Origin of the sequence: Stagnihabitans tardus, assembly GCF_009925085.1 — a bacterium.
Classification (GTDB): Bacteria; Pseudomonadota; Alphaproteobacteria; order Rhodobacterales; family Rhodobacteraceae; genus Stagnihabitans; species Stagnihabitans tardus.
In genome coordinates, this window is record NZ_JAABNR010000003.1 from 242,553 (window position 1) to 267,781 (window position 25,229).

Annotated in this window: 24 protein-coding genes; all 24 read right to left on the reverse strand. The window is 65.8% G+C overall.

The genetic code is table 11. From position 1 onward, the window contains the following. Position 1: 1 nt before the first annotated feature. Positions 2–2,053 (reverse strand): oxidoreductase, encoded by a 2,052-nt coding sequence (locus tag GV832_RS04675; protein WP_168773668.1) that lies wholly within the window; start codon positions 2,051–2,053, stop codon positions 2–4. After that, positions 2,050–2,970 carry a LysR family transcriptional regulator gene (locus tag GV832_RS04680; protein ID WP_168773669.1) on the reverse strand — a complete coding sequence of 307 codons (921 nt, stop codon included), beginning with the start codon at positions 2,968–2,970 and terminating at the stop codon, positions 2,050–2,052. Before GV832_RS04680 ends, GV832_RS04675 begins: the two co-directional genes overlap by 4 nt. Continuing rightward, on the reverse strand, positions 2,967–3,641 hold the full coding sequence (locus GV832_RS04685; protein WP_168773670.1) for a DUF1028 domain-containing protein: 675 nt from the start codon (positions 3,639–3,641) through the stop codon (positions 2,967–2,969). Before GV832_RS04685 ends, GV832_RS04680 begins: the two co-directional genes overlap by 4 nt. Positions 3,642–3,779: 138 nt before the next feature. Then, on the reverse strand, positions 3,780–4,199 hold the full coding sequence (locus GV832_RS04690) for a RidA family protein (RefSeq protein WP_168773671.1): 420 nt from the start codon (positions 4,197–4,199) through the stop codon (positions 3,780–3,782). Further along, positions 4,196–5,434, reverse strand: coding sequence for a flavin-containing monooxygenase (locus GV832_RS04695; protein WP_168773672.1), 1,239 nt, complete (start codon positions 5,432–5,434; stop codon positions 4,196–4,198). The genes GV832_RS04690 and GV832_RS04695 overlap by 4 nt, the downstream gene beginning before the upstream one ends. A gap of 3 nt (positions 5,435–5,437) precedes the next feature. Continuing rightward, positions 5,438–6,559: an aromatic ring-hydroxylating oxygenase subunit alpha gene (locus GV832_RS04700; RefSeq protein WP_168773673.1), complete on the reverse strand. Its 1,122-nt coding sequence runs from the start codon at positions 6,557–6,559 to the stop codon at positions 5,438–5,440. Between the two features lie 89 nt (positions 6,560–6,648). Beyond that, on the reverse strand, positions 6,649–7,143 hold the full coding sequence (locus GV832_RS04705) for a DUF2478 domain-containing protein (protein ID WP_168773674.1): 495 nt from the start codon (positions 7,141–7,143) through the stop codon (positions 6,649–6,651). A gap of 154 nt (positions 7,144–7,297) precedes the next feature. Further along, on the reverse strand, positions 7,298–7,726 hold the full coding sequence (locus tag GV832_RS04710; protein WP_354001921.1) for a type II toxin-antitoxin system PemK/MazF family toxin: 429 nt from the start codon (positions 7,724–7,726) through the stop codon (positions 7,298–7,300). A gap of 49 nt (positions 7,727–7,775) precedes the next feature. Beyond that, positions 7,776–9,686, reverse strand: coding sequence for a 1-deoxy-D-xylulose-5-phosphate synthase (gene dxs, locus GV832_RS04715; protein WP_168773675.1), 1,911 nt, complete (start codon positions 9,684–9,686; stop codon positions 7,776–7,778). Then, entirely contained in the window at positions 9,687–10,505 is an 819-nt protein-coding gene (locus GV832_RS04720) for a polyprenyl synthetase family protein (RefSeq protein ID WP_354001922.1), read from the reverse strand. A 35-nt stretch (positions 10,506–10,540) separates the two neighbouring features. Further along, complete coding sequence (locus GV832_RS04725; protein ID WP_168773676.1) at positions 10,541–10,780, reverse strand: exodeoxyribonuclease VII small subunit; 240 nt, start codon at positions 10,778–10,780, stop codon at positions 10,541–10,543. Beyond that, a complete protein-coding gene (locus GV832_RS04730; RefSeq protein ID WP_168773677.1) occupies positions 10,777–11,670 on the reverse strand; it encodes a histone deacetylase family protein in 894 nt (297 codons plus the stop codon). Before GV832_RS04730 ends, GV832_RS04725 begins: the two co-directional genes overlap by 4 nt. 22 nt (positions 11,671–11,692) lie before the next feature. After that, the gene (locus GV832_RS04735) at positions 11,693–12,751 is read right to left on the reverse strand and encodes a D-TA family PLP-dependent enzyme (RefSeq protein ID WP_168773678.1); all 1,059 of its coding nucleotides are present in this window, start codon (positions 12,749–12,751) and stop codon (positions 11,693–11,695) included. Between the two features lie 53 nt (positions 12,752–12,804). Beyond that, entirely contained in the window at positions 12,805–13,338 is a 534-nt protein-coding gene (locus GV832_RS04740) for a chemotaxis protein CheD (RefSeq protein WP_354001918.1), read from the reverse strand. Further along, positions 13,335–14,363: a chemotaxis protein CheB gene (locus GV832_RS04745; protein ID WP_354001919.1), complete on the reverse strand. Its 1,029-nt coding sequence runs from the start codon at positions 14,361–14,363 to the stop codon at positions 13,335–13,337. The genes GV832_RS04740 and GV832_RS04745 overlap by 4 nt, the downstream gene beginning before the upstream one ends. 45 nt (positions 14,364–14,408) lie before the next feature. Beyond that, on the reverse strand, positions 14,409–16,859 hold the full coding sequence (locus GV832_RS04750; protein WP_168773679.1) for a methyl-accepting chemotaxis protein: 2,451 nt from the start codon (positions 16,857–16,859) through the stop codon (positions 14,409–14,411). A gap of 129 nt (positions 16,860–16,988) precedes the next feature. Then, positions 16,989–17,360, reverse strand: coding sequence for a DUF8776 family protein (locus GV832_RS04755; protein ID WP_168773680.1), 372 nt, complete (start codon positions 17,358–17,360; stop codon positions 16,989–16,991). An 11-nt stretch (positions 17,361–17,371) separates the two neighbouring features. Next, positions 17,372–17,758, reverse strand: coding sequence for a response regulator (locus GV832_RS04760; RefSeq protein WP_168773681.1), 387 nt, complete (start codon positions 17,756–17,758; stop codon positions 17,372–17,374). Continuing rightward, the gene (locus tag GV832_RS04765; RefSeq protein ID WP_168773682.1) at positions 17,755–18,663 is read right to left on the reverse strand and encodes a CheR family methyltransferase; all 909 of its coding nucleotides are present in this window, start codon (positions 18,661–18,663) and stop codon (positions 17,755–17,757) included. Before GV832_RS04765 ends, GV832_RS04760 begins: the two co-directional genes overlap by 4 nt. Beyond that, complete coding sequence (locus GV832_RS04770; RefSeq protein ID WP_168773683.1) at positions 18,660–19,118, reverse strand: chemotaxis protein CheW; 459 nt, start codon at positions 19,116–19,118, stop codon at positions 18,660–18,662. The genes GV832_RS04765 and GV832_RS04770 overlap by 4 nt, the downstream gene beginning before the upstream one ends. After that, positions 19,111–21,300, reverse strand: a complete 2,190-nt coding sequence (locus tag GV832_RS04775; RefSeq protein WP_168773684.1) for a chemotaxis protein CheA — start codon at positions 21,298–21,300, stop codon at positions 19,111–19,113. The genes GV832_RS04770 and GV832_RS04775 overlap by 8 nt, the downstream gene beginning before the upstream one ends. A gap of 1 nt (position 21,301) precedes the next feature. Continuing rightward, positions 21,302–21,673, reverse strand: a complete 372-nt coding sequence (locus GV832_RS04780) for a response regulator (protein WP_168773685.1) — start codon at positions 21,671–21,673, stop codon at positions 21,302–21,304. After that, complete coding sequence (locus tag GV832_RS04785) at positions 21,670–21,957, reverse strand: STAS domain-containing protein (protein ID WP_168773686.1); 288 nt, start codon at positions 21,955–21,957, stop codon at positions 21,670–21,672. Before GV832_RS04785 ends, GV832_RS04780 begins: the two co-directional genes overlap by 4 nt. A 169-nt stretch (positions 21,958–22,126) precedes the next feature. Beyond that, positions 22,127–25,180: an alpha-mannosidase gene (locus tag GV832_RS04790; RefSeq protein ID WP_227754221.1), complete on the reverse strand. Its 3,054-nt coding sequence runs from the start codon at positions 25,178–25,180 to the stop codon at positions 22,127–22,129. Positions 25,181–25,229 lie beyond the last annotated feature (49 nt).

Below are 25,229 nucleotides of genomic sequence, written 5' to 3' on the forward strand. Positions count from 1 at the left end.
TTCAGTCTTCGAGAGCGGTGACTTCGCGGCGGAAGGGCAGGGCGTCGCCCCAGTCGGGCTCGTCAAGTTCCCTTGCATAGCGGTGGCCGGCAAAGGTCGCCCAGGCGATGGGTGCAGGCGCCGCCGCATCCCCGATCAGCCGCACCGAGCGCAGGCCATGGTCCGCCCATTCGACTTGCCGCGCCATGATATCGTGATACAGCCCGTCCTCGGCCACGCGCGAGGCCACGAGGACCACGGCGTCACAGTCCAGGACCTCGCGCCGGTCGGTGTAGCTGCAGTTCAGCTCCACCGCACCGGGGCCGACGCGGGTCACCCCCGTATTCAGCCGGATCGTCACCCCCAGACCGCTCAGCCTGCGGTAAATCGACGACAGCTCCAAAGTATTCGCCGTCCAATCCGAGACATAGGCCGAGGGCGTGACAAAGGTCACCCGCGCCCCCTTGGTCGCCAGCAATTCCGCAAGAACCCCGCCCATGTAGTAATGGTCGTCGTCATAGACGACCACATGGCCCGAGGGCACATCCCCCGCCATCAGGTCATCCGGCGTATAGACCCGGCCCGAAATCGGCATCGGCACCACATGCTGCCGCGCCACGCCGTCCGCCCGCCAGCGCGACCCGGTGGCCACGCAGACGTGCTGAAAGCCGAACTCCAGCACCTCCGCTGCCGTCAACCGAGACCCCTGATACATCTGCACATTGGCTCGCTGCCCCAGCTGATAAAGCCGGTAATCCGCCACCCGCCCCCAGGCCGACAGCCCTGGCAGGGTGCGTTCCCGCGTGACCCGCCCGCCAAAGACCTCCAGGGCCTCGGCCACGGCCAAATCGTAGCCCCGCAGGGCGCAGGCCCGCGCCGCCTCCAGGCCCGCGGGGCCGGAACCGATGACCAGGACCGTCTGGCTCTCCCCCTTGGCCGCGATCTTCTCCGGATGCCAGCCGCGGCGCCATTCCTCCATCCAGGTCGGGTTCTGCGTGCAGCGCCCCATGCCCTGGGTCATATCCCCCGTCACGCAGATATTGCAGCCGATGCATTCGCGGATATCCTCGATCCGCCCCTCCTGGATCTTCTTCGGCAGGAACGGATCGGCGATGGACGGCCTCGCACAGCCGATGAAATCCAGCACCCCGGATTTCACCATCCGCACCATCACATCCGGCGAGGTGAACCGCCCCACCCCCACCACGGGCTTGGGCGAGAGCTCTCGTATCCCCCGCACCCAGTCCTCCTGCGCCGCCTCGGCCTTGAAGCGCGAAGGCCCCGAGCAATCCTCCCAGGTCCCCATGGCGAGGTCCCAAAGGTCGGGAAGCTCGGCATTCATCGCGATGAAATCCCGCACCTCGGCATTCGAAAACCCAAGGTCGCCGATGGTCTCATCGAGGCTCACCCGCATGGTGATCGCCAGGTCATCCCCCACCGCGTCGCGCATATCCGCCACGACCTCACGGGCAAAGCGCGAGCGGTTCTCCAAGGACCCGCCGTATTCATCGCTGCGCTGGTTGGTCGCGCGGCTCAGGAAATGCTGGAAAATCCCGAAGCCATGGGCGCCGTAAAGGCAGATCAGGTCGAATTCGGCCACCTTGCAGCGCTTCGCCGCATTGACGAACCAGCGCCGCAGGTTGCGGATATCCTCCCGGTCCATCGCCCTTGCCTGCACCGGGTCGTTGGTGAAGGTCCGGATGGGCAGGGCCGAGGGCGCCAGGGGCACCTCCTTGGTGTACATGTTCGGCCCGTTGATGCCGCTGTAGGCCAGCTGGATCCCCGCCAGCGCCCCATGTGTCTTCATTGCCGCGGCCATCTTGGCGATGGAGGGGATGTCCTTGTCCTCCCACAGCCGCAGTTCGATGAAGGGGGTGATTTCCGAGGTGTGATGCATCTCGGTCTGTTCGGTGAAGATCACCCCCCAGCCGCCCTCAGCCTTGATCCCCCGCATCGCCGCCGCAGCCGAGGGGTCGCGATAGCCCCCGCCATTGCAATGCGGCACCTGGTAGAAGCGGTTCTTGGCGGTCTTGGCGCCGATCTTCACGGGCTGGAACAGAAGGTCATAAGTCATATCGTCAACTCCGGCAGAAGCGCGGGCAGGGTCTCGCGTGCATGGTCGATGAAGGCGCGGATGGTCAGGGAGGCGGCCGCGCCTTGGGCCGTCAAGAGCCCCATCCGCAAGGGCGCCACGCCTTGCAGCGGGCGGAAGAGCAGTGGCCGCCCGTCCGGCGCTCGGTCCGACAGGGGGCGCACATTGCCGAAAGCATAGCCGAAGCCATTGGCGACCAGGCTTTGCACCACGGCCATGTCACGCGATTTCTCGGAGATCCGGGGCCGCAGCGCCGCCGTCTCGAAGAAACCCAGGAAGTAATCGGCCGAGAGCGGCAGGTCCAAAAGCACGAGGGGATGGGGCGCAAGCTCTGCCATGGTCAGGATCGGCCGATCCGCCAGGGGATGATCCGGCCCCAGCATGACGAAGGGCGGCAGGGTGGCGAGTTCAAGAAACTCGAGATCCGTGGGCAGCGAAAGGTCATAGGTCAGGACGGCGTCCAGCGAGGCATCGCGCAGGCCCTCGATCAGGGCAGCCTGGTGGGTCTCCGCCTGGTGGAAGGCCACTTGCGGATAGCGCGCCAGGAAAGAGCGCCGCAGTTGCGGGACCACGATCTGCGCAAAGGTCAGCAGGCAGCCCACGGTCAGCCGCCCCGCCACCGTGCCCCGCGCCGTGGCCGCAAGGTCCGAAAGCCGCGCCGCCGAGGCCAGGGTCTCGGCGGCGGCCCTTATCATCTCGCGCCCGGCCGGGGTGGGCGAGAGGCCATGGGCATGTTTGCGCACGAAGAGCGGCAGGCCGAACTCGGCCTCCAAGGCGGCAATGGCGGTCGAGATCGAGGGGGCCGAGACATTGAGCCTCTCCGCCGCCAGGGTGATCGAGCCCGCCTGGCCGACGGCGACCAGGTATTCCAGCTGCCGCAGGGTGAAGCGCAGGCTCACTTGTCGCCCGGCACGCCATAGGACGGCGCGGCGCGGGGGTCCAAGGCCCGGGTCTGATAGGCCGCCATCTGGGGCCTATAGACCTCCCAGGCACGGGAGATATGGGCGATCGGATCCCCCTCCTCCCAGTCGCAACGCAGTTCCGCGAGCGGCCAGGGATGTTCCCCCACGATCAAGAGGCCGGCGGAATGCACCGGCCCCGCCTCTCCGCCCAGGGCAAGCGCCGCCCGCATGGCGATCAGCAGCCGGTGGCCGAGATGGCCCTTGGCACCCTCAAAGGCCCGGACCATGGCCAAGGGGACCCCCGGATCGGCCAGAAGGTTCCCCCCCGCCGCGACGCAACGCCCCTCGGCGGCGCCCCAGACCCCAAGCGCCTTCTCGCCGGACCAAACCCCGGTGCGGCCCTGTCGGTCGATGCACAGAAGCTGGCGATATTCCGGGTAAGCCTCGGCCTTGACCGCAGCCGCCACGGCCTCCTCCGCCGAAAGCCCCCGCGCCATGCCGTCCAGCATCAGGGGCCCCAGCCCCGGGTTGGTGACATTCTGCGAGGCCGCCGCCCCCACCCCGGCCCGGGCATTGGCACAACGCGCCGCCACTGCCGGAGAGGACGAGGATATCGCCATCCCGAACTGTCCGGTCTCTTCACAAAGCGCAACAAGCGAAAAGGTCATGCGTGGCTCCAGCGGATAGCCCCGGAGGCTTTGCCCCCGGACCCCCAGAGATATTTATGCCAGTATGAAAGGGGTATGTCTTTCATACTGGCACAAATATCCCGGAGGGGTCCGGGGAGGCAGCGCCTCCCCGGGGGGTCAATCAGGGATGACGGCGGTGGCGTCGATTTCGACCAGCCATTCGGGGCGGGCCAAGGCCACCACGGTCAGGCCGGTGCAGACCGGGTGGACGCCTTTGATATACTCGCCCATCGTGCGGTAGACGGCTTCGCGGTGGCGGACATCGGTCAGGTAGACGACCAGCTTCACCAGGTGCTCCATCTTGCCGCCGGCCTCGCCGATCAGCTGTTGGATGTTCTGCATCACCTTGTGGGTCTGGGCGACCGGGTCGGTGGTCATCAGGCTTTCCGAGGTATCCAGGTCCTGCGGGCAGGCGCCGCGGAACCAGACGGTGGTGCCTCCGCGCGTGACCACCGCGTGGCAGAGGTCGTTGTCCAGGTTCTGTTCGGGATAGGTCACCTTCGTGTTGAAGGGACGGATGCGGCGGTGGGTGGTCATTCGGCAGCTCCTTGATAGGCGAGGTAATTTTGCAGCTTGTCGATGTGATCGGCCACGAATTTCGCATCGTGCCAGACGCCCCAGATGAAGGCCGAGCCCCGGCGCGAGAGCCAGGGCAGGCCCACGAAATAGAAGCCCGTCACATCCGTCACGCCGCGCTTGTGCTGCGGCTTGTTGTCCTTCACCACCGGGACATCCAGCCAAGAATAGTCGTTCTCGAAGCCCGTGGCCCAGATGATCGTGCGGATGCCCTCGGCCTTCAGGTCGAGGCTCCGGATCGGATGCGTCACGCAATCGGGGTCGGGGGGGATGACATGGGCCTCGGGCTCTTCGGGCAGGGTCAGGCCATGGGCGGTGACGAAAGCGTCGGCCTCGGCCAGGACGGCCAGGTAATCGGCGTCCCCCTTGGCGATGTTCGCCGCGAGGTCGTTCGCGAAGGTCATGACGCCGTTGTCATAGGCCTCGGCCCGGCCGGTCAGGATCAGGCCCTCATGCGCGAGGCGGCGGAAGTCCATCGTCCGCCCACCATAGGCGCCCGAGACCGCGATGGTCACATGTTCGTTGCCCGGCTGATACTCCATGTCCCACTTGTTCAGGACCCCCAGCCACCAGCAGAAATCGCGGCCCCGATAGGCGCGCGGAGGCCGCCCATGGGGGCCCACCGCGATCCAGGTCTTGCGGCCCGCGCGCCGCAGCTCCTCGGCGATCTGCGCGCCCGACGAGCCCGCGCCGACCACCAGAACCCCGCCTTCGGGCAGGCTTTGCGGGTTGCGATAGGCGGTGGAATGCAGCTGGGTGATCGCAGGGTCCTCCACCATCTGCGGGATCACCGGCTTTTGAAACGGCCCGGTGGCCGAGATCACGTAATCGGCCTCGAAGTCTCCGGCGCTGGTTTCGACACGAAAGCCCGCGCGGCTGTCCAAGCGGCGGACCTTGGTCACCGTCACGCCGGTGCGGATCGGTGCGTTTATCTGCGCCGCATAACCCGCCATGTAATCGGCCACCTCCTCCTTGCCCGGGAAGCCGTCGGGGTCCGAGGAAAAGGTCCGGTTCGGAAAGCGGTCGTGCCACGCCGGGCCATTGGCGACCAGGCTGTCCCAGCGCGCCGTCCGCCAATTCTCGGCGATGCGGGCCTTTTCAAGCACGACATGTTGCAGGCCGATGCGTTGCAGATGCTCGGACATCGCAATGCCCGCCTGGCCGCCGCCGACGACCAGGGCTTGAACCTTTTCCATGACTTACCTCGTCTTGCGCGACAGATACTGCGCGAATTCGTAATTGGGCCGCTCCAGGTGGCTCAGCGGCCCCGGCTTCGCCATGCTGGACAGAAGACCCTGGTAGACCTTTTCCGTGCAGCCCTTGTCCTCGGCGTTGACCTCATCGAGCAGCGCCTTGACCTTGGCCAGATGCGCGGGCACCTCGGGATCGGCCAGCCAATCCGCGCTCATCCCCATGCCGAAGAGCACGTTCACATGGCCGGGATCGTCGGGGGTGAGGGAAAGATACCAAAAATACCCCGGCGTCAGCGTGATCAGCAAAGAGGGATAGATCGCCAGGAGCCAGGTCTTGATCCGGTCCTCGCCTTGCAGCGTGGTGTTGGACGGATGCGCCAGGGCCAGGGGGACGCGGTCGTCCTTCAGGATCGAGTGATAGTTGAAAGCCTCGGTCCCCTCGGGGCAGACCATCTCTTCCAGCCGAGAGGCCCCGCCGATCGTGCCCTTGTGGCACATCGGCAGGTGGTAGCTTTCCATGAAATTCTCGGCCAGCACCTTCCAGTTGGTCGCCCAGCGGAAGGTCTCGCGATAGGTTTCCGTGTAGGTCGCCATATCCAGCGCCGGGATCAGCTCGCGCACGCCTTTCAGCGTGACCTCGGGCGAGGGCGCGGCGGGGTTCAGCGTCACGAGGATCCAGCCCTGCCAGATCTCGCAGCGCACCTGCGGCAAGGCATTGTCTTCCTTGCAGAAAGAGCCGTTCAACTGCATCGCGGGCGCGCCCCGGAGCGTCCCGTCGAGGTTGTAGGTCCAGGCGTGATAGGGGCAGACGATGAGCTTGGTATGCCCCCGCCCCTCCAGGAGCGTCGACATGCGGTGGCGGCAGACGTTGGACATGGCGCGGATGCCGGTGGCGTCGCGCAAGACGATGACGGGCTCTCCGGCGATGGTCAGGGTCATGTAGTCGCCGGGGTTGGGCAGGGTCTCGGCGCGACCGGCGCAGATCCATTCGGTGGCGAAGATGCGCGATTGCTCCAAGGCCAGGAAGTCGGCGTCGGTATAGACCGATTTCGGCATGGCATGGGCGCGCTCGAAAGGAGCGGAGACATTCTCCGCCAGCTCACGCGCCGCTTTGACCTCGATTCCCATGATGCACCCCATTCGCTATGGGTCAGGATGACAGGGTTCGGCGTAAATGGAACTAAATTCGATTGAACCCTGGGTTAGTCAAAGGCTATTCAGATTTGACCCAAGGCCCAATTGGCGATCATCTGCGGATCGGGGGGGAGCTCTTGGCCCAGGTCCCCGGCGAACGAGAGGAGGTCGGGCAGGTTGACCGCATTGACTCCGACGATGACCGGGGTGCCCGCGCCCAGGGCCTCGGCGATCAGGGGCACGAAACCGCGCCCCATGGCTTCCAGCTTGCCGAACTTGTTGACGATCATGACTCGGCCGCCGATCCCGTGGCGCGAGACCTCCATCACGACGCCCTCCAGCGCCCCGGTGTCGAGGCGGCAGCCCTTGGATTGGCTCCCAAGGTTCTGGTTGATCCGCATGACAGGCCCATCGGGCAGGACGCGGATCAGCATGTCGCAGGTGGGATCAATGCAGGGGTCGGGGACGGTGACCGTGCCTTGCAGGGCGACCCCCGCTTGGGTCAGGATCTCGGCCGCCTCGGTCAGGCAGGTGCCGGTGGCTCCGTGGCCGCGCTGGGAGATATAGGCGAGTTTCATCAATGGCCCGCTTCTTTCAAATGCAAAGGCCCCGCCGAAGCGGGGCCCCACAGCGCTGACCTATAACTTGCTTTCGTTACGCTGGCCAGCGGCCCTTGGAAGGGTCTTAATGCGGATGACATGAGCAGAGCCGCCACGCTATCAACATAGGCATCTAGAGGTGCTTTGTCAAAGGCGAGAAGCCCAGACCATGCAGGACGCAACGTTTAATCTTTGTAAAACTATCGGTATCAATGGCCTCTGTTTGGTAACGGCGCCTGCCTGCCTTGTCTTTGCCAAGTGAGAGCAGATCGATCCTGTGCCATCCCACAGTGGTGACCATGTCTCCCTTTACCCAGCGCTCGATGTTGCCCCAACCCTTTGGCATCTCAAACGGCACCGTATAGGTGCAGTGATAGGGCATCTGCTTTTCTGGCGGAGTTGTGCTCAGGGGGACCACGGTGCACAGGCCAGGACGAGAACGGATCGCAGGAGAGAGAACAATTGCAAGCCTGCGCTTTACCATTTCGGGTGGGAGGAAGCCCGGTTCAAACCGAACAGTAACAATGGAACCGCGGGCTGGGTGATAGGTTAAAGCCAGAATCTATCTCCTGTCGTGTATCAAAGGTTAGTGAACTGACTAGACGCCTCTGTCACGTCCTCAACCCCACGACCCCGATCCCCAGCGTCTCCAGCACCTTGGCCTCGATCTGGGGGGCGTTCATGCCCGCGACCTTGTACATCGTCTCGGGACTGGCCTGGTCGATGAAGATATCGGGCAGGACCATGGAGCGGTATTTCAGGCCCCGGTCGAACACCGCTTCCTCGGCGAGAAGCTGGGCGACATGGGAGCCGAAGCCGCCCACGGCGCCTTCCTCGACGGTGATCAGCGCCTCGTGGTGGCGGGCGAGTTGCAGGATCAGCTCGCGGTCCAAGGGCTTGGCGAAGCGGGCGTCGACGATGGTGGGCTGAAGCCCCCGGGCGGTAAGGGCCTCGGCGGCCTTCAGGACCTCGGACAGGCGGGTGCCGAAGGACAGGATCGCGACGCGGTTGCCCTCTTGCAGGACCCGGCCCTTGCCGATTTGCAGGGGGATGCCACGGGCGGGCATCTCGACGCCCATGCCCTCGCCGCGCGGATAGCGGAAGGCGATGGGGCCCTCGTCATGGGCGGCGGCGGTGGCGACCATGTGGACAAGCTCGGCCTCGTCCGCCGCCGCCATGACCACGAAACCGGGCAGGTTGGCGAGGAAGGCGGTGTCAAAGCTCCCGGCATGGGTCGCGCCATCGGCCCCCACCAGCCCCGCGCGGTCGATGGCAAAGCGGACCGGGAGCCTTTGGATCGCCACGTCATGCACGACCTGGTCATAGCCGCGCTGCAGGAAGGTCGAATAGATCGCGCAGAAGGGCTTCATCCCCCCCGCCGCAAGGCCCGCCGAGAAGGTCACCGCATGCTGCTCGGCGATGCCCACGTCGAACATCCGCTTGGGGAAACGGCCGGCAAACAGGTCAAGCCCCGTGCCATCCGGCATGGCGGCGGTCACGCCGACGATGCGCGAGTCGCTTTCGGCCTCGCGCACCAGGCTTTCGGCAAAGACCTTGGTGTAGCTGGGCGCATTGGAGGGCGTCTTCTTCTGCTCGCCGGTCAGGACGTCGAACTTGGCCCGCGCATGGCCACGGTCGGCGGCCATCTCTGCGGGCGCATAGCCCTTGCCCTTTTTCGTGATCACATGGATCAGCACCGGCCCCGTCGCCCGCGCCTTCAACGTCCGCAGGACGGGCAAGAGCTGGTCCAGGTCATGGCCATCGATCGGGCCGACATAGGAAAACCCCAGCTCTTCGAACATCGTGCCGCCGACCGTCATGCCCTTGAGCATCTCTTTCGCCCGCCGCGCGCCCTCTTGCAGCGGCTCGGGCAGGAGGCTGACCATGCCCTTGGCGGCCTGCTTGAACTCCTGGAACGGAGCCTGGGCATAAAGCCGCGACAGATAGGACGACAGCGCGCCGACCGGGGGGGCAATCGACATCTCGTTGTCGTTCAGCACGACGAAGAGGCGGCGCTTGAGGGCTCCGGCGTTGTTCATCGCCTCGAAGGCCATGCCCGCCGACATCGAACCGTCGCCGATCACCGCCACCGCGTCGCCGGGGTCTCCGCCCAGGTCGGCCGCCATGGCAAAGCCCAGGGCCGCAGAGATCGAGGTGGAAGAATGCGCCGCGCCGAAAGGGTCATAGGGGGATTCTGACCGCTTGGTGAAGCCCGAGAGCCCGCCCTCGGTCCGGAGCGTCCGGATACGGTCGCGGCGGCCGGTCAAGATCTTGTGGGGATAACACTGGTGACCCACATCCCATATGATCTTGTCGCGCGGCGCGTCAAAGACCGCATGCAGCGCCACCGTCAGCTCTACCACGCCAAGCCCCGCGCCCAGGTGGCCGCCGGTGACCGAAACCGCCGAGATCGTCTCGGCTCGCAACTCGCCCGCCAGGGCATGAAGCTCGCGGTCGGAAAGCCGCTTCATGTCGGACGGCAGCTTCACGCGGTCGAGGGTGGGGGTGACGGGACGGTCCATTCAGCTCTCTCGCGTGACGACGAAGTGGGCGGCCTCGATCAGGGTCGCGGCCTTGGGTCCATAGGGGGCGAGGGCGTCGGAGGCCTCTGCCACCAGCGACTTGGCGCGGGCGCGGGCTTCGTCCAGACCCAGAAGCGACACAAAGGTCGCCTTGCCCGCCGCCGCATCCTTGCCGAGCTTCTTGCCGGCCTTTTCCGGGTCGCCGGTCACGTCCAGGATGTCATCGGCGATCTGGAAGGCCAGGCCCAAAGCCGTCGCATACTGGCGGAGCGGCGCGGGGTCCTCGCCCGCGATCAGCGCGCCGGCCTCGGCGGAAAAGCGGATCAGCGCGCCGGTCTTGCCCGCCTGAAGCCTGGTGATCTGGTCCAGCGTCAGGGGGGTGGAGGCGGTTTCGGCAGCAATATCAAGCGCCTGGCCCAAGACCATGCCCTCGGCGCCCGAGGCCTGGGCCAGGCCCCGAACAAGAGCGATGCGGCGCTCGGCCGGGCCCAAGGCGGGGTCGGTCAGAAGCTCGAAGGCGAGCGTCTGGAGCGCGTCGCCTGCCAGGATTGCGGTCGCCTCGTCCCAGGCCTTGTGGACGGTCGGCTGGCCCCGGCGCATGTCGTCATCGTCCATCGCGGGCAGGTCGTCATGGACGAGGCTATAGGCGTGCAAGGCCTCGACCGCGCAGGCGGCGGGCAGGGCGTTGCCATGGCCAAAGAGCCGCGCGGATTCCAGCACCAGGAAGCCGCGCAGGCGTTTGCCGCCGTTCAGCGCATAGCGCATGGCCTGGATGACGGGTTCCTCCCCCACCACTGCGGTTTGCAGCGCGGCCTGGATCGCCTGGGCATCGGCGGCGATGGTGGTCTTGAAGCTCACGCTGCGTCCATGGGAGTGGTGCCCACGGCGCGGCCCTCGGCGGCGCGGATCAGCTCGACCTTGGCCTCGGCATCGGCGAGCTTGGCCGCGCAATGCGCCTTCAGCGCCGCGCCGCGTTCATACAGCGCGATCGAGGCCTCGAGCGCGACATCGCCCCGCTCCAGCGCGCCCACGACGCGTTCAAGTTCGGCCATGGCCTCTTCGAAAGAGAGGTCGGCGATGGGTTTCTCGGTCATGACTGCTCCTGCAAAACGGCGACATGGGCGGCGGCAGAGGCGCCCAGGGCGTCAAGATCATAGCCGCCTTCCAGCACGGATACCACCCGGGGGCAAAGGTCGCAAAGCTGGCGGGTGAGCCAGGTGTAGTCCTCTTCGACCCAGTTCAGCTGGGCGAGCGGATCGGCCTCATGCGCATCGAACCCGGCCGAGATGATCAGCAGGTCCGGGGCGAAAGCGCGCAGGCGCGCGAGTGCCGGGGCATAGGCGGCGCGCATCTGGGTGCCTCCGCTGCCGGGGGGGAGGGGGAGGTTCATGATCTGGTCATGGGCGCCCTTTTCGCTGGCGTCTCCGGTGCCGGGCCAGAGCGGCATCTGCTGGCTGGTGATGAAGAGAACGTTGTTTTCGTTCCACAAAAGGTCCTGCGTGCCATTGCCGTGATGGACGTCAAAATCGACGACGGCGACCTTGGCGACGCTCTTCAGCGCGTGTTTCGCGGCAATCGCCACGGTGCCGAAGAGGCAAAAGCCCATCGGCGTCGCGGTCTCGGCATGGTGGCCGGGGGGGCGGGCGAGGACGAAGGCATTGGGATGGCCGGAAAGCACGGCATCCACGGCGGCGCAGGCCCCGCCCACGGCGCGCAGGGCGGCATCCCAGGAGCCGGGCGACATCCAGGTGTCGGCGTCGATCTGGGCAGTGCCACTGGCGGGCTCGGCGGATTTGATCCGGTCGATATAGGCCTGGGGGTGGCAGAGGCGCAAAAGCGACTCCTCGGCCAGGGGGCTTTCGCGCCGGGTGAGGCCCAGGGGGGCGAGGGCGGTTTCCACGGCAGCGACGCGGGCCACCTGTTCGGGATGGCCGGGCGGGGTGCGGTGGCGGCTGGCATCGGGATGGGTGAAAAGCAGGGTCATGGGCCGAATGTGCGGCCTAAGGTCAGATCACGCAACCCCGGGCAGCGACGGGAAAGGGTCTCCAGACGTCTTCGCCGCGCAGAAAGACGACCTGATCCACCAGGTTCGACACCGGGCAGGCGTGGTTCGGGATGATCCGCAGCTTCTCGCCGATCGTGGGCCGCGTGGCGCAATGGCGGAAATCGGCATGGGCATGTTCCTCGGAGAGCGCCACGATCTCGGCCCCCGGGTAGTTCAGGATCAGCCCGTGACCGGTCAGGCCAAAGAGGTCCGAGGTCAGGCTTTTCGACCCGGCGTCGAGGATGGCGCGGTCATGGGTCGGGCGGCTGACGACGGTGGACAGAACGGTCAGCGCGCAATCGGATTCCAGGCAGGCGCCGCGCGCGATCAGCGAGCGGTCGTTGTAGATATAGGTCCCCGCGCGATATTCGGTCAGGCATGGCATCCGCCCGGCATGGTTCAGCGAGGGCGTGCCCCCGCCGGAAATCGTCGGGCAGGCGCCGAGCTCTTTCAGGATCAGGTCGCGGGCCTGGGAGAGGAAGCTTTCGACCTGGTCCTCGGTATCGGCGCGGGGATAGGTCATCAGCCCGCCGAATCGCAGCCCCTTGGCCAGGGCGATCGAGACGGCAAGGTCGCAGGCCGCCTGCGGGCTTTGCACCCCGCAGCGCCCGGCGCCGGTGTCGCATTCGACCAGCACGGCAAGCGGCTCATCCACGCCGCGAAACCCTTCGGAGAGGGCGGCCACAACCTCCAGGTTGTCGGCCACGAGCGAGAGCTGGGTCTTTTCCGCGATGGCCCGGGCCCGGGCGATCTTGTCGGGCGACAAGAGGTTGTAACACAAGAGGATATCGTCGAAATCCTCTGCCGCGAAGACCTCTGCCTCGGAGATCTTCTGGCAGGCGATGCCGATGGCCCCGGCCTGGATTTGCTGCCGCGCCAGGTAGGGGATCTTGTGCGTCTTGATATGGGGGCGAAACCCCAGGCCCAGTTGGTCGAAGCCCTGCTGGGTCCGGTGAATATTGGCCTCGACCACGGTCAGATCGACCAGGACGGCAGGGGTTTCGATGTCCTCGATGCTCATGGCGCCTCGCTTTCGGGCGATCTTGCAGGGGCAGGCCCTGCAAGATCAACCTGTCAGAAAAGCTCCATGTTGACGACCGGCGCCTTGGGCTTCGGCGGCGGAACCTCGTTCAGTTCGACCTCGTCGGCCTGGACGAAGAGCTGCTTGGCCGCCCCGGTGGAGGGCGTGAAGATCACCCGCCGTGCCAGGGTGCCGCCCAGGCTTTCCGAGGTGATGGGAATCCCCTCGTTCGCGAGGAAGGTATGGGCGAAAGCGGCATTCTGCTTGCCGATATCCGAAAGCGTCGCCGACATGCGGGCCCCGCCGAAAAGCTTGGCTTGAAGCCGCGACTTCATCGCGCCGCTTTTCAACAGCTCGTTGATCAGATGTTCCATTGCGTTGACGCCAAAGCGGATGTGCCCCGAATCGGTGCCCCGCCCTGCCGGCAGCAGGAAGTGGTTCATGCCCCCCATGGCCGCCACCGGGTCGAACAGGCAGACCGAGATGCAAGAGCCCAGAACGGTTGAAAACTTTGCCTCAGGGTGCTTGGAGACATAGTAGGTCCCCTGCACCACATAGACCATCTTTCCTTCGGTAACGACAGTCACGATGCGATCCGTCCTTCTTCATTTCCCTGGGCACAGGCCTTGAGGATGGCCCCGGCGATGTCGCCCAGGGCCAGCTGCTGGCGCACTGCGCCGATTTCCCATGCCGCGCGCGGCATCCCGTAAACGACGCTGGAGCTTTCGTCCTGCCCGATGGTCATCGCCCCCGCCTTTCGCAGCGCCAAGAGCCCCTCGGCCCCGTCGCGCCCCATCCCGGTCAGAAGCGCCGCCACCACATGCGTGGCCGAGCCCACCGCCGAATGGAAAAGTGCATCGACCGAGGGCAGGTGACCCGAAACCGGCGGGCCCTGTTCCACGCTGACCCGGAAGGGTTTCGTCGACTTGAGCCGCATGTGGCCGGGGCAGCCTGCGGCGACCACGACATGGCCCGGCGCAAGCTCCATCCCGTCTTGTGCCGCGACGACATTGAGCGCGCAACGCCGATCCAGCAGGCGGATCAGGCTTTCGCTGAAGCCCTGACCTGTGTGCTGCACCACGCCGATGGGTGGGCAATCCTTCGGCAGGGCCGAAAGCACCGTGAGAAGCGCATCCACCCCCCCGGTCGAGGCCCCGATCAGGATCAGCTTGCTCGAGCGGCCGACCGCCGTCAGGCTGCGGAGCGGGGGCGAGATGGAAGGCGCTGGCTGCTTCGACACCGGGCTTTGCATCGCGGCCCGAATCTGGGCGCAGATCGCATCGGCGGGCTGAGAGGTGTCGATCGGGTCAAGGTCCCCGGCTTGCTCTTTCCCAAGGGACGTCCCCGTGCCAAAGCTCCGATGGTCGACGGCGATCCAGCGGGCGTCCAGCGCGCGAAACAGTGACCGCATCAGGCTGAACTCGGGCAGTTGCGTCAGGTCTCGCGCCACGAGGACGAGGTCAGGCTCCATCGCCTCTGCCGCCGTATAGGTGGCGGGAAGATCCGATGCCTGGCCGATGACCCGCAGGCCAGGCCGCCCCTCCATGGCCTTGACCAGCTTCATCCGCATGGCCGGATTTCCACCGGCAACGATAATGGTGATGGCAGACACGCAAACTCCCCCTGCTGCTGGTGGATGGCTTCAAGACAGCCTGGATCAGAAATCCTGCCACTTCGTTGAGCTCGTCGAAGAAGATGCGGCGGATTTGCGCGAAATCGGTGCAGGCTCCGGCAGATCGACCGCGGCAGGGGCGGGGGGTGGCAGATCCTCGAACTCCGGTTCGGGCTCTTCGGCCAGTTGGAAATCGCCCAGCGGGTTCATCTGCACGACGGGCGGGGCCGCGGGCAGGGGGAAATCGACCACGCTGTTCATGTGGCTGGGCTGGAAGCCGGCATCGGCCCCGAATCGGCTGCCCCGGACCCGGAATTGCGAAACGAGCTCGGAGAGGCCGGAAGATTCCTGGTTCATCGACTGCGCCGCAGCCGTGGCCTCTTCGACCATGGCGGCATTCTGCTGGGTCACCTGGTCCAACTGGCTGACGCCCAGGTTGATCTCGCCCAGGCCCGAGCTTTGCTCGGCCGCGCCCGAGGCGATGGATGAGACCAGCGAGGAGATATGGGTCACGCGGTTCACGATATTGGCCAGGGCATCGCCCGCCCGGCCGACCTGTTCCACCCCGCGGCCGACATGTTGCGTCGAGGCCGAGATCAAGCCCTTGATTTCCTTGGCCGCGCCGGAAGAGCGCTGGGCCAGCGCCCGCACCTCGGCCGCGACCACGGCAAAGCCGCGTCCCGCCTCGCCCGCCCTTGCCGCCTCGACGCCCGCATTCAGCGCCAGGAGGTTGGTCTGGAAGGCGATGTCGTCGATGACCCCGATGATCTGGCTGATCTGGTCCGACGAGCGTTCGATTTCGGTCATGGCCGAGACGGCGCCCGCGACGACCTTGCCGCTTTCCTCGGCCTCGGACCGGGCGGAGCGGACGATGCCTTCGACCTCTCGGGCGCGGTCGGCTGCGGAACGGATCGAGGCGGTCAGCTCATCCAGCGCGGCGGCGGTTTCCTCCAGCGTGGCGGCCTGGGTCTCGGTCCTGGTCGACAGATCCTCGGAGGATTGGCTGATCTCGCGCGCCCGGGAGCGGATGCTTTCGGCGGTTTCCACGACGACGGCCATGGTCTCGGACAGGCGCTCTGCTGCCTGGTTGAAGTCGATGCGCAGAGCCTCGTAGTCGCCGAAATTGCCCTCGATCACATGGGTCAGGTTGCCAGCCGAAAGGTCGCGCAGACCGACCGAAAGCGCCTCCACCACGACGCGCTGCTCTTCGGAGTGGCGGTTGCGATCCCGTTCCAGCGTGGCGGCGATGCCCAGCTTTTCGCGCAGCGCGTCCAGTGACTTGGCGATATCGCCCAGTTCATCCCCGCGATCGGAATCGGGCACGACGTCAGAGAGGTTGTCTTCGGCGATGCGCCGCACCGAGTTCGAGATCCGCTCGACGGGGCGCACGATGCTGCGGGCGATCAGCCAGCCGATGAGGGCCGAGAGGGCGGCCGCAACCAGGCTGCCGATGACCGCGGAGAGGGTCGAGGCATAGACCGGGCCCATCGCCTCGGACTTGTCGATGCGCACGGCGACCTGCCAGGACAGGTCCTGGATCGCGATCGGGGCGAAGACGATCTCGCCGGCGGCGATGCCCTCGGACGGGGCGAGTTCGGCTGGCGTGAAAGGCGCCGGGTTATTGGCCATGACGGCCGTGATCGAGGGAATGGGCTCCAGCACCTTGGGCCCGGTTTCGAACCGCGAGTTCGTTCGCGCCATGCCATCGGCGCCGACGATCACGATGTCGCCGGTCTCGCCCAGCGTTGCCAGGCTGGTCAGCGAGGTCGTCAGCAGCTTGTCGGAAATCTGCACGGCCAGAACGCCGAGGAAGACCCCCTTTTCGTCCACGATGGCCGAGGCGGCAAAGGCGGCCGGCGCATTGTTCGAGGGGCCATATTTCATGAAGTCCGAAAAATGCACCCTGCCCGCGGTATCTGCCTTGGCCGCAGCGAAGACCTCGGCCAGCGGGCCGTCCTTGTCCGAGCCAGTCAGAAGGTTCGTGCCGAAATCCGTCTCTTTCATCACCGTGTAGATGATGTCGCCCTCGGGCGAGATCAGGAACATGTCGTAATAGCCATGCATCTCGGTCCAGCGGCGGAAAGAGGGGTGAAAGGCCGCGTGCTGGTCGTTGTAGGTGGTCTTGAACTCTGGCTTGTCGAACTTCTGACGCTCCCCCGGCGGATGGGGGTTCTTGGTGATGTAATCCTCGACCGCCTTGGCCGCACCGTCAGGCCCATAGGATTTCCACCCAAGCGTCAGGCGGCGGAAGCCCGCCACCGAATTGGGCGAGCCCGACATGTCGGCGATGTCGGCCGTGAGATCGGCATAGAAGTTTTCGACCATGGTCTTGCCCGTGGTCGCATCCCGGATGATCGTCTGGGCGATCTGTTGCTCCGCCAGGTTCGACATTTGCCGGATGCCGATGAAGCCAACCGTTGCGGCGACGAAAATGCTGATGCCGACGATGGCGCCGGGCAGTTTCACCCTCAGCGGAAGTGATGTCATAAAGGACATGTTCTACCTTCTTCCTTTCGTCCCACAGGTCGACTCATCTGCATTCAGCATGGCGTGGGCGATTTAAGGCCGGATTAATCGCGATTTCGGTTTTCGGTCCGGACAGCGGTGCCCGGCCCATCGACGGTGTCAGAACAGCACAGGCTCGGAGGTCGGCTCCACGCTGGCGCCCTGTCCGGACAGGCGCTGCCGCAGGTCGGCCAGCCGCAGGCGGCGCATCGCCTGTTCAGCGAAGACCCCCTCGTCATCGGCATGGCGCGCGGTCTGCGCCAGGTCATCCAGCCAGAACGACAGATCCTCCAGCGTCTGGCTGAGCAGGTCGATCTTCTGCAGCGAAACCACCGAGGACCGGAAGTTCGCCACAGTTTCGGGCATCTGGCTGCCATGCGGCGGCCGCGCCAGGAGCGGCGCGATGCTGTCCTCGATCTGCAGCAGGAGCCGGGCGCTGTCGGCGAGGATGGCGGCCGTTCGCTCCAGCAGGGGCGGGAGGGGTTCCTTCATGATGCCCTTCCTTACAGCGGCCCGACGACGCGCTCGATCGAGGCTTTCATCGTCGCGGTGGTGAAGGGCTTGCGGATCAGGTTGTTCAGGCCCAGCTCTTGCCCGATGCGCAAAAGCTCGGGCGTGGGTTGCCCCGTGATCAGGATGAAGCCGATGCGCGCCGTGGTCTTGTTGGTGCGCAGGGCGTGCAAGAGCTCCAGCCCGTTCATCCCGGGCATGTTCATGTCGCAAAGAACCAGGTGGACCGGAGCCGCGACGATCTTGCCCAGTGCGGCCTTGGCGTCGTTCTCGGTCTGGTATTTCGTGATGCCGATCTCTTCCAGAGATTGCGTGATCAGGGCGCGGCTCACCGACATGTCGTCAACCACCATGATGCGGATCGTGTCGCGCAGGCTCATTTTTTCGGCTCCTCGAAAGATGGGGCGCCACGACCGATACCGGGGTGACGCTGATAGGCGGTGATGCCGACGGCCTTGAACATCTGTTCGGCCGGGCCCAGGACCCGTTCGGAATGGCCGATGCACAGATGGCCACCCGGGCTGAGCAAGTCACCGAAGCGCGCCCAAAGCCTGGACTGCGTCGGCTTGTCGAAATAGATCGCGACGTTGCGGCAGAAGATCACCTGGAAGGGACCGGAGATCGGCCAATCCTCGATCAGGTTCAGCCGCCCGAAGGTGATCAGCTCGCGCGCGGCGCGGCCGATGGTGAATTTCCCCGGGCCGGCGGATTCGGTGAAACGGTTGAAGGCCTCGGGGATGCCTTTGCGCTCGTCCTCGGGATAGATGCCGGCCTCGGCCTTCTTCAGGATTTCGGGATCCACATCCGTGGCGAGGATCCGGAAGTTCGACCGTGCGGCCTCGGGGAACATCGACAGGACGGTGAAGGCCAGCGAATAGGGCTCTGGCCCCGCCGAACACCCCGCCGACCAGATGCGCACGCGCCCCCCCTCTTTCGCGGTCTTGATCAGGCCGGGCAGCGCCACTTCGCGCAAGAGCTTGAAGTGGTGCTCTTCGCGGAAGAAATGCGTCACATTGGTCGTCAGGGCCGAGAGCATGGCATTGCGCTCATCCGTCCCATTCGGCCCCGAGATCAGGGCGCAGTATTCCCGGAAGTCTTCCAGCCCAAGCACCCGCAGCCGTTTCAAGAGCCGCGAATAAACCAGGTCGCGTTTGGCCGAGGTCAGGTTCAGCCCGAAATCGCGCATCGCGAGATCGGCGATGACCTTGAAATCGGCATCCGAGAACTTGATCCGGTCCTGCATCCGGTCATCGCCCTGGGGCGTGGAGGGGAGGGGAAAGCTCATTGCAGCGTCCGGCCTGCCTGGTGCAGAACGGCGCCGAGGTCGATGACGCGGGTCATCCCAGCCTCGATCGGGATGACCCCGGTGATGCTTTGCCGCGCCATTTCCGAGCGGATGTCCGGCGTCTCCTGGATCTGATCGCGCGAGACCGAGAGGATCTCGGACACGGCCTCGACCAAGAGGCCGACGGTTTGGCCGCCATGCATGGCCACCACGATGACATTGCGCGGATTCTCGGGCGTCTGGCCCAGGCCGAACCTTGCGGCGAGGTCATAGATCGGGATGACCGAGCCGCGCAGGTTCATGACGCCGAGGACTTCCTGCGGCGCATGGGGCAGGGCGGTCACCGGGCTCCACCGCCGGATCTCGCGCACTTGCGTGATCTCGATGCTGAAACTTTGATCGCCGGCCGAGAAGGTGACGAATTCGACTTCTGATTTGGCGTTTTCTTCAGACATTGGCGTAAGCGGTCCTTCCCGCGTTGGAGAGGATGTTGGGCATGTGATAGCCGGAACGGCCGCCGGCCACGGCATCTGGATCCAGGATCAGGGCGATGCGCCCATCCCCAAGCACGGTGGCGGCCGAGACGCCGGGCACCGAGCCGAAGTTGCTCTCCAGGCTCTTGATCACGACCTGGCGCTGGTCTTGCACCCCATCGACGACCAGGGCGCATTCCCCCAGACCTTCGGATTCCACCAGGAGAAGCAGGGGGGAGCCGGTGATCTCGGGCGAAGGGAAGCCCAGGGCACGCGAGACATCGACGACCGGGATCATGCGACCGCGGATCGACAGAAGCGTCTCATCCGTGCCGATGCGGTGCAGATCGCTGGGCTGGGGGCGGATCGTCTCGATGATCGAGGTGATCGGCACGACGAGCGTCTGGCCGCCGACCGTGACGACCATCCCGTCCATGACCGCAAGGGTCAGGGGCAGCATGATGGTGAATTCGGTCCCCTGGCCGGGCGTGGTGGAAATCGAGATCCGCCCCCCCAGCGCCGTGACCGCGTTGCGCACCACGTCAAGACCCACGCCGCGTCCCGAAAGGTTCGACACGGTGGCCGCCGTCGAGAAGCCGGGCATGAACAGAAGCTGGTCGATCTCGCTGTCGCTGAGCTCGGCATCCTGGGCCACCAGGTTCTTGCGCTTGGCGATTTCAAGGATCTTGGGTCGGTTCAGCCCCGCGCCGTCGTCGCGCACGGTGATGATCACGGACCCCGAGCGATGCGAGGCCGAGAGCTTGATCGTCCCCATCGCCGGTTTGCCCGATGCCGCCCGCGCCTCGCGATTTTCAAGGCCATGGTCGACGGCATTGCGGATCATGTGGGTGAGGGGATCGGCAAGACGCTCGACCACGGTCTTGTCGACCTCGGTGCCTTCACCGGAGGTGACGAGTTCGGCCATCTTCCCCGTGGCATCGGCCGCCTCGCGCACGATGCGCGACATGCGCTGGAACAGCGATTTCACCGGCTGGGCGCGGATGGCCATGACGCCTTCCTGGATGTCGCGCGCCAGAAGCCGGTAATCCTCGATATGCATGACGAGGTCGTCATCGCGGGTCGAGGTCATGTCCTGAAGGCGCTGGGCGATCATTGCCTGGTTGATGATCAGCTCCCCCACCGCGTTGATCAGCCGATCGACGCGGTCAAGATCGACCCGCAAGGTGGCTTTCGGCGCCTTGGCCTCGGCATCGTCGCCCTTTTCCGGCTTTTTCAGCGCCGCCACGGCAGCCGCAGCACGGTCCGACATGGTCGGCGCCTCGGCCTTGGGCGCCTCTGCCGTGGCCGAGGGGCCCGCAGGCGCCGTCGGTGCGGCGGCCTGGGGAGCCGGAGCTGGCGCAGCTTTCGCCTCGGGCACAGGCTCGGCCTTGGCAGGTGGCGTGGGATCGGTCAGCGGCGAGATCACAAGGTCGCAGAGGCCATGGACGAACTCGAACACCTCTTGCACCGCGATTTCGCTTTCGTCGGTGCGCAGCGCGATCGTCCAGGACAGGTAGGGCTCGGTCGGGTTCAGATCGTCCCATTCCGGCACCGCCGACAGGTCGACCGTCGTGGTCATCTGGCCGAGATCGGCCAATGCCGCAAACAGCAGCGCCGGTTCGTGGCCATTGGCGTAAAGCGCGGCATGGGGCTTGAAGGCGATGCTGAAACCCGCAGGTGCAGCCTCTCCCTCCGCCTCGGCACCGGGCTCTTCGATGGGCGCGATATCCAGGGTCACGGCGGCAAATTCGAAATTGTCCCAGGCATCGACGGCCTCGATCTTGCCTTCGCCGAGGCAAGCCTGCAGCGCCGACAGGAAACCGGCCGAGACATCCTCGGGCATGGAGCGGCCCGAGCGGGCAGCGTCCACCAGGTCGGTCAGATGGTCGGCCGAGCGGATCAGCGTGTGCATGATCTGCGGCGTCAGCTCCAGCGTTTCGGAGCGGACCTCGTCCAGCACGGTTTCGAAGCTGTGGGCAAAGCTGACCAGCTCGTTCAGCTTGAAGGCACCGGCGCCGCCCTTGATCGAATGGACCGCGCGGAAGACCGAGTTGACCGTTTCCTTGTCAAACTCGGCGCCCTGCATCGACTCGAGGCCCTCGGCCAGCGATTCCAGCAGCTCCTCGGTCTCTTCGAAGAAAGTGTCGAGGATCGGATTGCCCATGTCAGCCAATCCCCGTCACGCGGCGGATCACCGAGACCAGCGACACATCGTCGAAGGGCTTGACGATCCAGCCGGTCGCCCCTGCCTGACGCGCCCGCTGCTTCAGCTTGTCGCCGCTTTCCGTGGTCAGCACCAGGATCGGAACCTGGTTGTCGATGTCGCCCTTGCGGATCGCATCGATGACGCCATAGCCATCCATGTTCGGCATGTTGATATCGGTGATCACGATATCGGGCCGCACCTCGGCATAGCGTTCGACCCCGTCGACGCCATCCACCGCAGAGGTATAGTCGAAGCCCGCCTCTTCCATGACGCTGCGCAAAAGCTCGCGGATCGTCTTGGAATCGTCGATGGCAAGAACCTTCAAGGTCATTTCAATCCACTCCAGCCAGTGTTGTCAGCGGTCAGCCCAAGGCGGGCAAAGTCCTGAACCAGCCGGGGGGGCAAGTCGGACACGTCAAAGCCAAGATCGCGCCCCTTCCAGCTGCGCGAAGCCGTCAGAAGGACCTGCAACACGCGGGAATCAGGCCTTTTCTGGTGGCGCATCGAGACGCGAACCGGCTGGTCCCTGTGGCCTTGCAGGAAGGTCATCAGTGGATCGGTTGGCGTGATGCTCAACCGATCCTCAGTTTCGAAAATCTTCCAGTCATGCGGCATGGGCATCTCTCATGACGAATCAACCAAGGTGTTACGCGGACATCCCGGAGGTTTCCGGGTCTTCCATCGAATAGACCCCGCCGCTTAAGAATTGGTTTCGCTGAAAAGGCAGGCGCCGCCGGCCCCGTCATCCGGGACCCGCGGCGCGTCAGGATTTGGTTAAAATGCCTTATGACGCCTGGCTGGGCCGCAAACGCAGGCTGGCGAGCTGGAAGGGAGACAGGGTTTCGACCGCCGCAGCGGGCGCCTCGAGAAGCGTCGCGCCGCCCTCGACCTGCCAGCCCTCGGCCAGCCTTGGTCGCAGCGCGACCCTCCCGCCGGCGGGTTCGTAAACCCGCAAAATCAAGGACTCACCCGCCTCGGCCACCTTCAGCGCCGAAAGCGCCACGCGGCCGAGCAGGCTCAAGCCCTGCCATTGGCCCGGGCTGACCCCTGCCCCCCTGGCGATCAGCGGCTGGTTCAGGTCCTGGGCCTCGGGCAGGACCTGGTCCTCCCAATCGCCGCTGAAGGGCAAGAGCGCATAGGTGAAGGCCTGGCGCCCCTCGTCGGCGAAAAGGTCGGGATAGACGGGTGACCGCAAGAGGCTGAGGCCGATTTCGTTGCCCAGAACGTGGTGGCCGTATTTCCCGTCGTTCAAAAGCGCCACACCGAAGCCGCGCTCCTGGACCAGGGCGAATCGATGGGCGGCGACTTCGAACCTGGCGGAGTCCCGGGGCGTGTTGCGATGGGTGGGGCGCGAGATCACGCCAAGCGCACATTCGAACAGAGCCTCTTGCGCGTGGATGGCCAAAGGCGTGCGCGATTTAAGCAGGATGCGGCGGTCGTGCCAATCGACCTCGGTCCTGATGTCCAGCCGCGCCGCATTGGCCCACAGCCGATAGTGCTGCACCAGGGTCGAGGCGCCAAAGCGCCGCGTCACGGTCACCGAGGCGCGGTGAGGGCCGGTTTCCGAGACCGCGATGCTTTCAGCCAGCAGCTCCTGGCCGTTCTCGGTGTAATCCTCCTCGATATCCCAGGCGTCGAAATAGCGCGGTTTGTCGACATAGGCCCAGACCTGGTTGCCGCGCCCGGCCAGGGCCTCGCGCCCCGTGCGCTTGTCGACCAGGCTGGTGATCGTGCCATCGGCGCCGATCTCGGCCCGGATGAAGGCGTTTTCCAGGTGGGAGGCGCTGACCGTCAGCGGCCCCGGAGCCGCCGTCTGGGTGCGGGCCGTGACGGAAAGGCCCGGCAGAACCTCGGGGGAGGCGAGGAGATGGCCTTCGGCGGTCGCTTGCGATCCCGCGACGGGCTGGTCCAGCACCAGGCGCATCGGGCGGGCTTGCAGGTCGGGGTTGACCACGACGACCCCGGGATGGGGGCCCTTGTGACGGGCGGCCAAGGCATCCAGCGCCAGGGCCTGGGTGGCGCAGCCCTGGGCCACGACCTGGGCCAACTCGGCCTCGGCCGTGGCATAGACCTCGGCGATGGAGGAGCCGGGGAGGATGTCGTGGAACTCGTTGCGCAAAAGCACATGCCATTGCGCCGTCAGCGGCGCAGGCAGGGCACCTCCGCGCAGGGCCACCAGGGAGCCCAGGATTTCCGCCGTCACCAAGGCGCGCTCGGCACGGCGGTGAAGGTATTTCGTGCGGCCTTGGGTCGTCAGCGTGCCGCGATGATATTCCAGGTAGATCTCGCCCACCCAGGTCGCCGGAGTCCGGATCATCCGCGGGGGCAGGCTGCCGAACCAGTCGCTGACATTCACATGGCGCAGCCTGGGCACCACGGGGAAATCGGCGAGCTGGCGGATCTTCAGGACCTGCTCTTCCGTGGGGCCGCCCCCGCCATCGCCATGGCCGTAGCAAAGGAGCGATTCGCCAACGAGGTCGCGGTCGATATAGTCCTTCCAGGTCGAAAGCACCGCCCTCGGCCCGATCTCGGCATTATAGCCATTGGCCGGGTTCTCGAATGTGTGCATCAGCACCTGGGACCCATCGAGCCCCTGCCAGTGGAAGAGGTCATGCGGCAGCTTGTGGCGCTCGGACCAGTTTGTCTTGATGGTGAAGACCGATGTCAGCCCGGCTTGCGCCAAGATTTGCGGCAGGGCGGGGGAGAAGCCAAAGGTGTCGGGCAGCCAGGCGACCGTCGAGGTCGTCCCGAAGACGCGGGCGAAATGCGCCGCGCCATACAGCACCTGCCGGATCAGGCTTTCGCCGCAGGGCATGTTGGTGTCGGGCTCGACCCACATATTGCCGATGGGCTCCCACTGACCGCCGGCCACCAGGGTCTTGATCGTCTCAAGGAGCTGGGGGTCGTCCTGCGCCACGAAGTCATAAAGCTGCGCGGTGGAGTGGTTGAAGCGGAACTCGGGGAAGCGTTTCGCCAGTTGGGTGACGGTGTGGAAGGTGCGCTGGGCCTTGCGGCGGGTCTCGTCCATCGGCCAGAGCCAGGCGAGGTCGATATGAGCGTGCCCCGTCAACGCCAGCTCGCCTTGCTGCGGGAAGCGGGTTTGCAGCGCCCTCAGGCCCTCGCGCAGATGATCGCGGGCGCGGAGGACGCTGGCCCGGGCGGTCTCGGGCAAGGGGGTCAGCGGGCCTGACAGGTCCGGCAGCCGCCAGATCTCGCGGCTTTCCGCCGTGTGTTGGATGCGGCGGAGATAGGCTTGCGTCTCGGTCGGCCAGTCGAGGAGGTGAAAGCTCGCCTCGGCGAGGGACATCACCGGGTCGCAGGCCGGATGCGGGTCGGAGTGGTCGGGATGCGGGCGGCGGGGGAACCAGTTCGGCACACCCCAGCCCTCGACCTCGTGCCCGCCGAGGGTGCGGGTGAATTCCACGACCTGCTGCAGGAGGAGGATATAGTCTTGGAGGTCCTCTTCCTGCCAGACGACCTCCGCCCGGGTGAGGGCGGCGTCGCGGGCGGGGACGCCTTGCTCCAGCCGCGCCACGCAATCGGCCTCGATGGCGAAACGGCGGGAGGGCAGGGGGAAGCTTTGATGCGGCGGGTTCAACCCATGGGACTGGTCGCCGATGCGCAAGAGCCCCTCTCCGCCGAGCCAGAGCTGGAGCCGTGTCTCATGCAGCGGCCAATGGGCGGGGATTTCGACGGACGGATGGGCAAAGCGGCGCGGTTGGCCCTGGTCCTGCCAGCGGGTGCCCATGGCCACGGGCGCGCCGTCCAGCGTCCAATCGGCCAGGGGCAGGCTTTCCCGCGCGACCCATTGCTCCAGCTCGGTCAGACGTTTGTTCATGCGCCGGATGCGCATTTCCAGTGGCAATTTCATGGGCTTCCCCGCGCTT

Excerpts from the sequence above, each read along its gene's own strand:
- GV832_RS04690 (WP_168773671.1), bottom strand. The coding sequence starts at position 4,199 with ATGACCACCCACCGCCGCATCCGTCCCTTCAACACGAAGGTGACCTAT.
- GV832_RS04700 (WP_168773673.1), bottom strand. The coding sequence starts at position 6,559 with ATGGGAATCGAGGTCAAAGCGGCGCGTGAGCTGGCGGAGAATGTCTCC.
- GV832_RS04780 (WP_168773685.1), bottom strand. The coding sequence starts at position 21,673 with ATGACCTTGAAGGTTCTTGCCATCGACGATTCCAAGACGATCCGCGAG.
- GV832_RS04730 (WP_168773677.1), bottom strand. The coding sequence starts at position 11,670 with ATGACCCTGCTTTTCACCCATCCCGATGCCAGCCGCCACCGCACCCCG.
- GV832_RS04735 (WP_168773678.1), bottom strand. The coding sequence starts at position 12,751 with ATGAGCATCGAGGACATCGAAACCCCTGCCGTCCTGGTCGATCTGACC.
- GV832_RS04755 (WP_168773680.1), bottom strand. The coding sequence starts at position 17,360 with ATGAAGGAACCCCTCCCGCCCCTGCTGGAGCGAACGGCCGCCATCCTC.
- GV832_RS04675 (WP_168773668.1), bottom strand. The coding sequence starts at position 2,053 with ATGACTTATGACCTTCTGTTCCAGCCCGTGAAGATCGGCGCCAAGACC.
- GV832_RS04765 (WP_168773682.1), bottom strand. The coding sequence starts at position 18,663 with ATGAGCTTTCCCCTCCCCTCCACGCCCCAGGGCGATGACCGGATGCAG.
- GV832_RS04685 (WP_168773670.1), bottom strand. The coding sequence starts at position 3,641 with ATGACCTTTTCGCTTGTTGCGCTTTGTGAAGAGACCGGACAGTTCGGG.
- GV832_RS04725 (WP_168773676.1), bottom strand. The coding sequence starts at position 10,780 with ATGACCGAGAAACCCATCGCCGACCTCTCTTTCGAAGAGGCCATGGCC.
- GV832_RS04790 (WP_227754221.1), bottom strand. The coding sequence starts at position 25,180 with ATGAACAAACGTCTGACCGAGCTGGAGCAATGGGTCGCGCGGGAAAGC.
- GV832_RS04760 (WP_168773681.1), bottom strand. The coding sequence starts at position 17,758 with ATGAGCCTGCGCGACACGATCCGCATCATGGTGGTTGACGACATGTCG.
- GV832_RS04695 (WP_168773672.1), bottom strand. The coding sequence starts at position 5,434 with ATGGAAAAGGTTCAAGCCCTGGTCGTCGGCGGCGGCCAGGCGGGCATT.
- dxs (WP_168773675.1), bottom strand. The coding sequence starts at position 9,686 with ATGGACCGTCCCGTCACCCCCACCCTCGACCGCGTGAAGCTGCCGTCC.
- GV832_RS04785 (WP_168773686.1), bottom strand. The coding sequence starts at position 21,957 with ATGCCGCATGACTGGAAGATTTTCGAAACTGAGGATCGGTTGAGCATC.
- GV832_RS04705 (WP_168773674.1), bottom strand. The coding sequence starts at position 7,143 with ATGAAACTCGCCTATATCTCCCAGCGCGGCCACGGAGCCACCGGCACC.
- GV832_RS04750 (WP_168773679.1), bottom strand. The coding sequence starts at position 16,859 with ATGTCCTTTATGACATCACTTCCGCTGAGGGTGAAACTGCCCGGCGCC.
- GV832_RS04775 (WP_168773684.1), bottom strand. The coding sequence starts at position 21,300 with ATGGGCAATCCGATCCTCGACACTTTCTTCGAAGAGACCGAGGAGCTG.
- GV832_RS04770 (WP_168773683.1), bottom strand. The coding sequence starts at position 19,118 with ATGTCTGAAGAAAACGCCAAATCAGAAGTCGAATTCGTCACCTTCTCG.